We start from the raw sequence: 12,776 nt of genomic DNA on the forward strand, positions 1-12,776 counted from the left end.
CGTTTGCAACACGCACTAATAATTCCGGTTCGTTATCTAAGGTATCTAAGGGCAAAATATTGGCAGTCTATCAAATTCAAAAGTAGGGAAATAGGTGATAATATTTAGCCATTGCCTATTTCTTCTAATCGTCAACAAAAAGATTTGTGCCCATCTGTAGAGAGGATTCGCATCGCATTCTATATGTAGCGTTAGCATCCTGTCTCGGTATTTTCGTCGCGTGTAACCGTTTCAGTTAAATGGCTTGATATCAATTACAGGAGTGGCGTTAAGTGCTTCCATTGGGAAAATTCTGATCTTTTTTTCAATTACAATTTCCAGAACTGTTACAATGTGAAACCCGATCGGGTTCGGACGATCAGCTGAACGGGTAGAAAAAACGCCGAATTCTTTCGAGCCCACATCATTTCTCTTGTAACACTTAACTATCTCCCGATTCGCCAGGTGGAACCAGGTCTCAGATTTGTTGCAAAAATTTAGTTCTTCGATACTTAATCGTGGTTCTTGCCAGTGGACCATGCCGGTAGTATTCGTACCGGGCATCTGTTTCCCAATGGATGCCATTGACTGAAGTCTGCACTTTGGTGATCCGGTTTTCAGCGTCATAGCTATAGCGGTGGTACCAGGCATCTTTGAAGCCAGGTTCATAAGCAACCTCGTTCACCTTGCCGCTTGATCAAATCATATTGGTAATAAAGCTCTTAAAACGATTATACCGCGCTGTCATCATGTTCGAGAAATCACTGCCATAATCCTGCGTCAACTGTTTTACGTTACCAGGGATATCGTAGCAATAGAAAGTTGCCTGGGCGTATTGAACAGGATTGTTCAATGTCGTAAAGCTGGTATAGGATACCCGGTTGCGCATGTTCTGTTGTGATATCACTGCACCTGTTAAGCCGGGATATGCCTGGTCATAATAAGTATTGGTAAGCTCGCTCTTACCACTGGCTGATGCAGTGATTCATCCCTTTAATAACGTAGTATCGCGACTGCGTGCATCCGTCATCGGATTTGCTGTATTGTTTTTTTATCTGCCCCACTTCGATGATTCGACCCAGGAAGTCATATAAAACAAAATTTCACGCGCGAAGGCAGGTGTCCCCACCGGCCACATTATAAAGTTCTGACCGACGTTAACAGTAAAGAAAACCAAAAGTCCGCCGCAAAATACGAATCATAAAGGCAACTTCTTTGTTGCCTTTATGATGTATTCTCCTAAAATTAATTTACCACCTTAATCAGCTTCACAGTGGTTCTCTTACCTCCGCGTTTAATTTCTGCGAAATAAATCCCTGGCCGGTATCCTGCCCCGAGTTTAACCGTACTGTTCGTAGACACATTAGACCTGGACTCTACAATACGGCCGAATGCATCAAGTACCCTGATGTTCACCGCCTCAGTTTTCGCAGCTTGAATAAGCATTGTAAATTCCCCTACGCCTGGGTTTGGAAACACCTTTACTGAAAGATCATCCGAATACGCTTGATTAAGCTTCGTCGCGGCGCTGAGTGCCCCAGCACTAAATGGTGAAAGTACAGAGCCGGGTATCACAGTAATTGTCGAACTGCCAGGTGTTGTCCAACCTACTGCGAGGTTATCTCCACCACCACCTTCTACGTGCAGTGCTTCAATATAATACCGCGTATTAGCCTGGAGAGTTATTGAGACAGACTTTTGTTCCGCATACCGTGTCCACTCTCTTTGACCAACCCAATCAGGTGAATGAGCAATTCTTCGTTTGGAGGCAGGATTCTCATTTGTACTCAACCATAACTCACCTACATTATCAGCTGCAATGTAGAAAGTGTAACTACCCGTTACCGGAGCACAAATATAACCACGTACACGTTGCCCATATCCGTTAGTAACATTAGATGGAGCTTCGAAAGAAGTGAGTTGTGATGTGAAAGTAGGAGCAGTGTTCAACGGTATAGATGAGATTCTTTCTTCAGCCACATTTTGCCAGAACTCACGAACTATATAACCCAGCGATGAACAGGTATTTGTGTTTTCGGTAACCTCTATAACGAGCGGACCGGATGTTGTGCTGTTGCCCGAATTGTCCGTTGCTTTGGAAGTCAGCGAATATAATCCGGCCCCGACTTGTGTCCAACTAAATTCATAAGGTGCGCTGAGGTCTTCGCCTATTTTGATATTGCCCTGGAAGAACTCGACTTTTGTCACTGAACCATCTGTATCATCAGCTATAGCACTTAGATTGATTGTTGTTGGCGCAATAAACCTGTTGCCATCAACTGTCAGGTTCACCGTTGGCGGCTGGTTGGTTATTGTTGCATAAGGTGAAAGAGCAGAACCGGGTATAACAGTGATGTTTGAACTGCCCGGTGTTATCCAACCTACAGCGAGGTTATCTCCGCCGCCACCTTCAACATGCAGTGCTTCTATATAGTACCGTGTATTTGCCTGCAGGTTGATAGACACTGATTTTTGTTCAGCATATCTTGTCCACTCCCTTTGGCCTACCCAGTCAGGGGAATGAGCAATTCTCCGTTTGGAGGCAGGGTTATCGTTTGTACTCAACCATAACTCACCTACATTATCTGCCGCTATATAGAAAATATAATTGCCCGACAATGGAGCACAAATATATCCGCGCACACGTTGTCCATAACTGTTGGTTACATTTGAAGGTGTTTCAAAAGAAGTCAGCTGTGTTGTAGCCGTAGGTGTGGTGTTTAATGGTATAGAAGTGATTTTCTCACCAACCACATTTTGCCAGAACTCACGAACTATATAACCTGACGATGAACAATTGTTTGAGGTTTGAGTGACAGATACAGTGACCGGATCCGAACTGGTACTGTTGCCCGAATTGTCCGTTGCTTTTGCAGTAAACGTAAAGGTACCAACAGTCACATTTTCCCAACTGAACCCGTATGGTGCGCTAAGATCTTCACCGATTTTCTGCGATCCCCAGAAAAACTCGACTTTTGTTACTGAACCATCTGGATCATTTGCTGTCGCACTCATTTTGATTATTGCCGGTGCGGTGTAGTTGGGGGCATCAGTTGTCATGCTCACCGTTGGCGGCTGGTTAGTTATTGTAGTATATGGCGAAAGTACGGAGCCGGGTACGACAGTAATAACTGTACTGCCAGGTGTTGTCCATCCCACAGCCAGGTTATCTCCACCGCCACCTTCTACATGCAGTGCTTCAATATAATACCGGGTATTTGCCTGCAGGTTGATAGACACTGATTTTTGTTCTGCGTATCTTGTCCACTCCCTTTGACCTACCCAATCAGGAGAATGAGCAATTTTCCGTTTAGACGCAGGGTTATCATTTGTACTCAACCATAATTCACCGATATTATCTGCCGCTATATAGAAAGTATAATTGCCCGACACAGGAGCACAGATATATCCGCGCACACGTTGCCCATAACCGTTGGTAACATTTGATGGTGATTCGAAAGAAGTCAGTTGCGATGTGAAAGTAGGTACCGTGTTTACCGGGATAGATGAGATTCTTTCACCTGGCACATTTTGCCAGAACTCGCTAAGTATATAACCCAACGATGCACAATTATTCGAGGTTGCTGTAACAGATATGGAATAAGCGCCCAGTGATCCATAATCCGAATTAGCCCCCAGATCGCCTATTGTGCCATCAACCGTTAAGTAATATGTTCCTGCCGGAAGGGTCAGTGTTTGAGATATAAATACTGTTCCCTGGTCTATTGTGGCAATTGTACCGCCGGCTGCGTCTCGTACCGACAGAAATACATCGAGGTTTGCATAATTGATCTCCGGGTCGATCCTGAATTCAACATTGCCACCCGGAGAAACATAAGAAAACACATCAACATCATCCGATGTTGTTATCACACCCGTGTTGTTCGCGGAAGATGCATTCCCCATCGCATCTACTACCAATGGTGTAGCACTTACCGGATCGTTTCCATGATCATCGTTGCGAAATCCAAAGCCAAACTCTGTAGTCATTATTTTAAGATCATCCTCCTGATTGTCTGCAAAAGGGTATTCGCCTTTGCTCCATTGGGCCTGCATCACAGTATATGTAGTCCCCATTATGGGACCCCAGTTATTCTGACCGTTAAAATAAGTTTCTGGTGGTGTTGTACGACCATCATGCACTAACCCCAATGTGTGACCGGCTTCGTGAGAACCTGCCTCTCCGGCTGCTTTTGCAGAATTATTCCATACCCAGCAAGGGGTCTCGCCATCGGGAGTGCCTCCACTGTCAAATGATCCGATGTATGCGTACCCTCCCCAGCCAGGCAAAAAATAATTTGTTGGCGTGAATATGATTCGCTGTCTTAAAGTGATCGGTGCGTTATTGAACACCCCTTCATCTGTAGTCACGTTTAAATTGAACGGACGGAAATCTTCGCTCATTAATTTCCACACCTCGATCATTTCAGCTTCAGACAGCATTGAAGGTGCTGCAGCGATCGGATTTCCGTTGTTGAAGAACCTGTCCCACAAGGTATTCGTCACAGTTTGTCCATCAAAGTCCAGGTATAAAACGGCTGTTGCGCCTGGCAAACTTTGGAGACCCGGAGGCGCTGCTGCAACACCTGCCTTTAAGCCTGGTTCTCCTTCAGCAGCGCTTTTGGGATACTTCTCTTTTCCAATACAGAATACCTTGTCTATATCCTCTTCATTCAGATATATCGAGCCATCGGAAGTTGAAGAATAACGGTAAAATTTCTTTTGAACCGGCATAATGATTCCGCCTTCCGCAACCGAGCCTTGAATCTTCAGATAGAACTTACTTTGTTTGACATTATTCACTTCCCCGAAAAAATACTCACCATCTCTTTCCTGTTTGCTTGCATTTATTTTAAGCGCCAATTGCTGATTGCCGAGTCGAGGCAATGCAACAACCGTCTCCCCCGTCAAAGATTTTTTTGCTGCCTCAGCGCGTTTTTTGAAAACGCTTGAAACGTCTGCCACTTTACCAACGTAAGTACGATTTTGCGCATACATTGTTGAAGGAAGAGCCAGGTATGCAATAAACACAAGCGATAAGTAGATTTTTTTCATTTTGATGAGGTTTAGGAAAATGATGACGTAGCGCATCTGACCTGGTATACTTAACGCATCTAACCTGGTATACGTAGTGCAGTTAACCTGGTGCGTAGCGCAGTTAACCTGATATACGTAGCGCACCTTGCGTTGTATACAAGGAGTTCTATTGAACGAAATTTTTGCTGATAACCCATCGGCGTCGATACTGCTCAAAATTCGCCGGTTTTTTGGCTAGCCATCTTACAGCTGCTGAATTTGGCATGCTGCTTAGCGTTCCCGTACCGTGTGGGCAGTGAGATTGGGCACTATCATGATCTGAGATTGGATTATTACAGCATTCTGAATTTAAACCGTTAAGTGTATAATGCTGGCCCTTGACTTGTATTCCTTAACAAGAAAAGTTGCGAGGCTGGTTTGCGAATTCCTTCGCCTGAGATGACGAGGTCCATGGTTTGGGGGTTTAAGGAGTGAAAGCAATCGGGCTTAAAACAAGTTAGAGGAGATGGACTTATGGCAGCGTCATGGGGTATAATTACGCTATAATTTAAGAAACTTCTTTTACAATTCGGTGAGATCCGTCAATAACATTTTTAGTTTTCTGTAATTAGACAATTCTGGCCTGTCATGGACTTTCGATTTATGGACTTATCCCTGGACCATGTTGCGGTACTTGAATATTTCCTTAGCCATAAACTCGCAATTTCTGCCCATCTGTTTTAAGGAGCAATGCTTAATTTTAACGTTAAGGGGCAGCCCGTGTCTGCTTTCGATAAAATCAATGTGCAAAGCATCAGATTCGCTGACTGCGTCACTGCCTTCAAGTTGCGAAAATATTTCGTTCGAAACCATGACATCGTTCCCTAAATAAAAATCACAGAGTCGTTCAAACCCCTGAACCGTTCTAATGGAAAATCTTATGGTGTAATCGTTTGCCATATTGGAATACAAGATTCTAAAAATTTTCATCAAGGAAAATGCCAATCATCGTTTGTCTGTTACGCAGGCTGATTATCCTCCGCATTTCACGGGAAAAATGACGCCGCTGGTAACACGCTGTAAAATTTTCATGCTTTTATGGCAGAGTAGCGGGTTTCCCACCTATTGAAACCTGAATAAATTACGGGAACACGTATCCTGTAATACCTTGTTTCCTTGTCGCGGTTGAAAATATTTCCCGCGTGAATTTTTCCAGGATATGTCAGCGATTCCGAAAAAAACAAACCATTTTAATTAAAGCATCACAGACTTTCTTAAATCAGTTGGAGGTTACAGGATTACGAAAACTGAAAATTTGTCTGGGTTATTTGCTAAAATTTCATTTTTTCAGAAAACATTTCAGCAATTACCGGTATAAAATGCAATGGCATTTTCTTTGTTCCTTTCTACGAAACAAATTTATTAACCAATTAAAAAAACTATTTTATGAAACTCGTGACTAGAAACAACTGTTTGGCGAACCAGTTCCCAACATTTTTTGATGATTTCCTTAATCGCGACATTTTTAATTGGGGATTAAATAATTTTTCTGACACCAATACTACGATCCCCGCGGTTAATATTAAGGAAACAAACGATAATTACGAGATTGAGGTGGCCGCGCCGGGCATGAGTAAAAAGGATTTCAAAGTTCAGCTTGATGGAAACGTGCTCGCCATCAGTTCAGAAAAAACTACGCAGAACGAAGAAAAAGATGAGTCAACAAAATACACTAACCGTGAATTTAGTTACCAGTCTTTTTCGAGGACGTTTAACTTACAAAAAGAAGTAGTAGACACTGAAAAAATTCAAGCGAAATATGAAGATGGTGTTTTGCGTCTGCTAATTCCAAAAAAGGAACAGACAAAACAAAAGCAGCCAAAGATGATTGAGATTTCATAATTCATCAATTTGAAGTTGTACCAAAAGTTGCTTTGTTTTCCAAAAGCAACTTTTGCTTTTTAAAATGACCTTTATGGGAACGCTGTTATTCGTCAGCAGTAATACTGCGTTGTTAAGCAGCCTTGTCATCTTGCTGCTGATTGTTCTGTTACTGGGATTTATAATTAAAAGATTCAATCAGCCCTATTTCGTTGCATACATAATAGCTGGAATTATACTGGGACCCTATGTGTTTAAAATCTTTAACAACCCAAATACTATAGCAACAGTCGGGGAACTTGGTCTTATTATACAAATGTTTTTTATCGGTACGAAGATGGAAATCCAAACATTTGCCAATAATATCCGCAAACCCCTCATAGGCGTCCTTGCGCAACTTTTTTTAAGTTTTGTTTTTATAGCCGTTATAGGTATCCTCTATTCATGGTCGGTAAAGGAATTTTTGCTGTTTACTTTTATCATCAGCCTTAGCAGTTCTGCCATTATCCTTGACTACCTGGAAAAAAATAATGAAGTAAGTCAGCCCCTTGGCTTGCTTACTTCCGGCATATTGGTATTGCAAGATTTTTTACTGGCACCAATGCTTCTTACCATCAATTTTTTAGGTAGTAAAAAACTAAATCCTTACACCATACTTTCCTTAATAACATCATTGATTTTGATAACTTTCCTATTGACTAAGATTGTTAGGAAAGAACGTATCAGCTTGCCGTTTCCCGCAACGTTAACAAATGATCACGAGTTGCAGGTTTTTGTAGCACTTCTTTTTTGCTTTGGTTTTGCGTGGCTCACCCAGTTAATTAATTTATCAGCTGCAATAGGGGCTTTGATTGCTGGTATTTTAATTTCCCAGTCTAATTCCATGAAGTGGCTAGACAGACATCTGATGCCTTTCAGGGTTTTCTTTTTATCCTTATTTTTTGTTTCGATAGGACTGCAAATCAATGTTGCGTTTGTTATCCGGCATTTACCCCTTGTTTTATTACTGGTTGCCGTTATCCTGATTATTAATAGCGCAATCAATGCAATTGTGTTTCGTTTGCTTAAAGAAAGCTGGCGGAATAGTATTTATGCAGGAGCCTTGCTTTCACAAATCGGGGAATTCAGTCTTGTTTTATGCATGGTTGCCCGCAGTCAGCAAATGGTAATTGAATTTTGGTACCAGCTAACCTTAGCCGTCGTATCGGCCACGATGCTCATAACTGCTATTTGGATAAATATTATCAGAAAATATATCTACCTGCCTTGTAAAAAATAATTGAACCATACATTCATCAAAACGTTAATTAAAGCCATGGCAATACAATTTAGGATCGAAAACAAGGGCAGCCCGGTGCGGCCGACGGCGGGCAGGGCACCGAATATTGGGAAGTATATTCGCAGACGGCAAACGCGAATTGCCTGGTCAAACTCCTAAAGGATCTCTTGGCAGGTACGAATTTTTGATAGAAATAAATTGGTTAGTATAATAAGGCCTTCTCATGCATATGGTTTTATTTTTTGATCATTGCATTATTATAGTAGCCTCGCTAAAATCTGGGTGAAAGGAAGATAATTTCCCATACTTTTATTTAAATGGGACAATTAAAAAAAATTCCCACACTTTTTTCAAAAAACACGCCACCATTCTTCCCTTTCAACCCAGTTTCAAAAGCGGAGATCATGATTATTGCTTCATCTCATATTTTTTGTCTTTCAATTTGTAATGCCAATGGGCAACTATTAGACTGGGAATAAAAAAAATAACGAAAATAGTACCAACAGAAATCATTCCTTTAATCCTATCTATGGTGGTGACGGAGTCTTTTAGAAAAATGGGATATTTCAAGCCGTTTAACAGTCCAATCAACAACGATGAAATAGTGAATATAAATACCCCTGAAAATGCGTTATTCAGACTTCAGATTTTTCACGGGATTCGCAACGGCTATCTTAAATGAACAGAGGCAAATAACAGTGGCGGCGAGTAAAACCACAAAAATTCCTGTAACAATAAATTCAAACCCGTTTATCGTTATCGCATATGCATAATTCTGCAGCCAGTTATGCATTACCCACCAGGAAACCGGTGTAGCAATAACCAGGGAAATTATCACGAGTCTTAAGAAATTGAATGAAATAATAGCGAGTATTGAACTCACTGTGGCACCGAGCAATTTTCTTATTGCTATTTCACGGGCCCGGTTAACTGAAGCCACAGCAGAAAGGCCAAGAAGCCCAAGGCATGCGAGAAAAACCGAAATACCAGCTGCCCAACCAATAATGGCATTCCACCTATCTTCCGATCTATAAAATGCGTCCAGGGTATCGTCAAGAAAAACATATTTAAAAGGCAGATCAGGCACAAGACTATTCCAGGTTGATTTGATGGTTTCAATTGCCTGCTTCGGGTGACCAGGGCGTATACGAACATAAAAAACACGGGGATTATGATTTGCAAAGCAATGGAACATTTGCGGCATTACTTTTTCTTTCATAGGCTGGTAGTTAAAGTTTTTCACTACCCCAATCACAACAGGTGTGTGAGTATTGGTGTATCCCCTGATTTGTTGTCCAATAGCATTTTCGATCGTAAAGCCAAAATCAGCAACTGCAGCTTCATTAAGGATTACTGAGTTCAAAGTGTCATCTGAAATGGACGCATCAAAATTCCGACCTGCCATAAGCTTCATCCCCAGGACATCGAGATAGGAAGTGTCGATCATATATTCGTAAATATGCTTCTGTTCCCCGAAATATTTAAAGCCATGCCGCTCGATATCGGTTCCTTCGCCAATACTACTTTCGGCAGCAGTAATCCCAAGAATTTCATTATTACCGTGAAGTCGCTGTTTAAATAACGGAAATATTTTTTTTGCATCTCTCAGCATAGCGTCAACCACCACTACATTTTCTTTTTCAAATCCGGGATGCTTTGATCTCATATAAATCACCTGTTGCAGCATGATAACAGTTGATGTGATAAGGGCTATGGACAGACAGAATTGCAGGGTCACCAGGAATTTTGTAAAAAAATTGGAGCCGCCGATACGAATTTTATTCTTTAAAGCTTCAAGCGGACGAAACCCCGACACCATCAAAGCGGGATAGCTACCAGCCAGGAGTGTACAAATCGGGATCAGCATCAACAATGTGAATATTGTTCTGCCATTAATAATCGATATCAGAGATGAACCCTGACCCGCAATTTGATCGAAAAAAGGCCTTAAGAGAATTACAAGTATAAGACCACTTGCCGCAGCAATAGAACTAAGAAGCAGTGCTTCGGCTATGAATTGAAAAATTAACTGTTTCCTGGCGGCTCCGATAACTTTTCTTATGCCGATCTCTTTGCTACGGGCCGCTGACCGGGCAATTGCCAATGTAGTAAAGTTAATGCAGGCGACCACAAGCACAGCTCCCGCAATGGCAATAATTATCCAGAGTAAACCAGGATCAATTGTGGGGACCGACGTGGGATCATTGATCAATGCATCGGTATGCATATTTAACAATGGCTGCAGTGCGTATGACACCCGGGGATTGTTTTGAAATGCTATTGCGTTTTCAGGCGGGTTGTAGCGGGTATGAAAATCGAGTAGTCGTTTTTCATCCCTGGCAAATTTGCTTCCAGGTTGTAGTTGTATAAAAGTTCTGAAAGAAGTGGTATACCAGTTGTTAAATCGTTGGCCGAAACTACCACTTTGGAGAAAATCGAAACTCAGCATCAATTCAAAGCTTAATGATGAATTTCCCGGGATATCCCTTGCCACGGCACTAACAATAAAAGGGCGAAAATCTTTTTCAACCTTTATCAGCAATTCCTTTCCTATCACGTTGCCTTCCCCAAAAAACTGCTTTGCAAGGCTCTCTGTTATCACAACATTACCCAGGCCACTTAGTGCAGTGCTGGCGAAGCCCTGGACTAATGGGAATGAAAAAAAACTAAAGAATTGAGAATCGGCGTATGAGACCTTTACTCGGAATACCTGGTCACCGATTTTGAGAACTGACTCGCTGGAAGCCAGTTTCAGGCGCACATAGTCAACCACATCAGGATTATCTTTCTTAAGGGCGGGACCCAAAGGCATCGCGGTGGAAACGGTATTTTCCATGCTTCCGCTTGCCGGTTTTCTCCACTCATATACACGGTAAATATTTTTTGCATTAGCATGAAAACTATCGAAGCTGAATTCGTTGATTACATAAGATGAAAAAAGTATAAAACAGGCAATGCCTACAGAAAGACCAAACAAATTAATCGCGGCCAGTATCTTTTGTTTCAGCAGACTGCGAAACCCTGACTTTAAATAATGGTCGATCATGCCGTGGTTTTTTGATTGAAGAAAATAATATCCTCGCCTATTTGACCTGAAAGTCTTCAGAATACTTATTTGACCTTAAAGTTTCCGATATACTTATTTGACCTTAAAGTCTCCGGAATGTTGCAGATTCTGTAAAATCGTTTCTGAAGAATTTAGCCAGGATTCGCTAAAAACACGTCTGAGCATTTAACCTCAGGATAATCTGGCGATTTTTCACCATTCTAAAATCCTAACCTGGTTGACATCAAGAATGTAGCAATTTCGTTTAACTCTCTTCGACCTCAGACTAAGAGGATATTATCTGTTACCTATCTACCAACAACTTTGGCCCGACAAAAAGATCCTAAATACGGCACACATAAATTATGATTACTTATTTTATTTCAACAGTCCTCTATTGCGAGAACTGCCAACAACATCTCCGTTAGGGAAAGCAGGGCAGAACGTTGGAACAACGAGCATTAGATCAGTATCGCAGTATCGGCATATGTTGTGCGGACGTTAATAATTTGACTTTAGTTCATAACTTGAGCATTCAATTTTAAATCGGCATAGGTTTCGGGCGGACAAATATTATTGCCCTGCAATCGAATGCTCTTACGTTAGCGGTAATACAAAAATATCACTATCATGGTTTATAATATTCTAAACGGAGATTCCCTTGCTTATAGTTTTCCTGAAGCTAAAATTGACGGAGATATAATTGTTGTCAGAGAAGCTCTTATGGATGGAAACTTATCGGGCAACAATCTGCATGACTTTTGGCATTCAAGAGCTGAATATATGGTATTGACAGAAGTTGAATATCACAAAAACGTTGTAAAAGAGTTTGAAAAAATAATAAACGCGCCTGACAATTCCGAATTCAACCTTTGGTTTGAGTATGACTTATTCTGCCAGGTTAATATGTGGTTCGTTATTTCGATAATAAATAGTTTGTCGATTAAGAAAAAAGTTTATGCTGTTTATACTTCTTATTTAGATAGTACCAGTAAACAGTTTTGGAATGGTTTTGGACCAGCAAATTCAAGTGAGCTTACAATTTGTTTTGCTGACAGAGTTCCTTTAAATAATACTGACTTACTATTAGGGCAGGACTTATGGACAGCTTATAAAAGTGGCGACCTTGCAGATTTAATTCGTCTTGCAGAGAATCAATCTCCTGCTTTTCCATATCTACAAGAAGTAATTAAAGCTCAAGTTGACCGTTTTCCAAAAGACGGGACAAAAGGAAGACCTGAAAGAGTTATTGAAGACATTATAAAAAATATTTCAACAGACTTTCATAAAGTATTTGAAGAATTTTGGAAAAGAGAAAGTATATATGGCTTTGGCGATACTCAATTGAAACATCTTTATGACAAAGTAATACACAACCGCTAACATTGCATTTTCAATATTGGGTCACTTACTATGCCGAAACCACTTCCGGCTAACCTTTCTCCTTAAATCTCATTTATACTTTTGACGGCTTTAATTAAATTATCTTTTTTTCCGATTATTGCGACTGCATCAGTTTTGTCCAACTTGTTGTAGTTTACTTTAGTCAGTTTCCCCTGAAGAACTCTCACTTGC

General features: G+C 41.1%; 7 protein-coding genes. 3 read left to right on the plus strand and 4 right to left on the minus strand.

The features are described 5' to 3' along the window. Positions 1-231: 231 nt before the first annotated feature. The 3 genes from VK664_RS07560 to VK664_RS07570 all read right to left on the minus strand — a co-directional run bounded on the left by VK664_RS07560 (position 232) and on the right by VK664_RS07570 (position 5,034). Complete coding sequence (locus tag VK664_RS07560) at positions 232-648, minus strand: TrmO family methyltransferase domain-containing protein (protein ID WP_461398024.1); 417 nt, start codon at positions 646-648, stop codon at positions 232-234. 28 nt (positions 649-676) lie between these two features. Further along, entirely contained in the window at positions 677-886 is a 210-nt protein-coding gene (locus tag VK664_RS07565; RefSeq protein ID WP_461398025.1) for a hypothetical protein, read from the minus strand. A 338-nt stretch (positions 887-1,224) separates the two neighbouring features. Then, positions 1,225-5,034 carry a PA14 domain-containing protein gene (locus VK664_RS07570; protein ID WP_461398026.1) on the minus strand — a complete coding sequence of 1,270 codons (3,810 nt, stop codon included), beginning with the start codon at positions 5,032-5,034 and terminating at the stop codon, positions 1,225-1,227. A 1,407-nt stretch (positions 5,035-6,441) separates the two neighbouring features. Between VK664_RS07570 and VK664_RS07575 the strand changes: the two genes are divergently transcribed. Together VK664_RS07575 and VK664_RS07580 are read left to right on the plus strand one after the other, a co-directional pair. Beyond that, on the plus strand, positions 6,442-6,897 hold the full coding sequence (locus VK664_RS07575) for an Hsp20/alpha crystallin family protein (RefSeq protein WP_461398027.1): 456 nt from the start codon (positions 6,442-6,444) through the stop codon (positions 6,895-6,897). Positions 6,898-6,970: 73 nt separating this feature from the next. Continuing rightward, entirely contained in the window at positions 6,971-8,155 is a 1,185-nt protein-coding gene (locus VK664_RS07580; protein ID WP_461398028.1) for a cation:proton antiporter domain-containing protein, read from the plus strand. Positions 8,156-8,786: 631 nt separating this feature from the next. Here the strand turns inward: VK664_RS07580 and VK664_RS07585 are convergent. Beyond that, complete coding sequence (locus VK664_RS07585) at positions 8,787-11,201, minus strand: ABC transporter permease (protein ID WP_461398029.1); 2,415 nt, start codon at positions 11,199-11,201, stop codon at positions 8,787-8,789. A gap of 630 nt (positions 11,202-11,831) precedes the next feature. Between VK664_RS07585 and VK664_RS07590 the strand changes: the two genes are divergently transcribed. After that, positions 11,832-12,584 carry a hypothetical protein gene (locus tag VK664_RS07590; RefSeq protein WP_461398030.1) on the plus strand — a complete coding sequence of 251 codons (753 nt, stop codon included), beginning with the start codon at positions 11,832-11,834 and terminating at the stop codon, positions 12,582-12,584. Positions 12,585-12,776 lie beyond the last annotated feature (192 nt).

The organism is Flavitalea sp., from assembly GCF_035489435.1.
Classification (GTDB): Bacteria; Bacteroidota; Bacteroidia; order Chitinophagales; family Chitinophagaceae; genus DATHKG01.

Coding starts and splice junctions, on each gene's coding strand:
- VK664_RS07585 (WP_461398029.1), bottom strand. CDS start 11,201: ATGATCGACCATTATTTAAAGTCAGGGTTTCGCAGTCTGCTGAAACAA.
- VK664_RS07590 (WP_461398030.1), top strand. CDS start 11,832: ATGGTTTATAATATTCTAAACGGAGATTCCCTTGCTTATAGTTTTCCT.
- VK664_RS07575 (WP_461398027.1), top strand. CDS start 6,442: ATGAAACTCGTGACTAGAAACAACTGTTTGGCGAACCAGTTCCCAACA.
- VK664_RS07570 (WP_461398026.1), bottom strand. CDS start 5,034: ATGAAAAAAATCTACTTATCGCTTGTGTTTATTGCATACCTGGCTCTT.
- VK664_RS07560 (WP_461398024.1), bottom strand. CDS start 648: ATGAACCTGGCTTCAAAGATGCCTGGTACCACCGCTATAGCTATGACG.
- VK664_RS07580 (WP_461398028.1), top strand. CDS start 6,971: ATGGGAACGCTGTTATTCGTCAGCAGTAATACTGCGTTGTTAAGCAGC.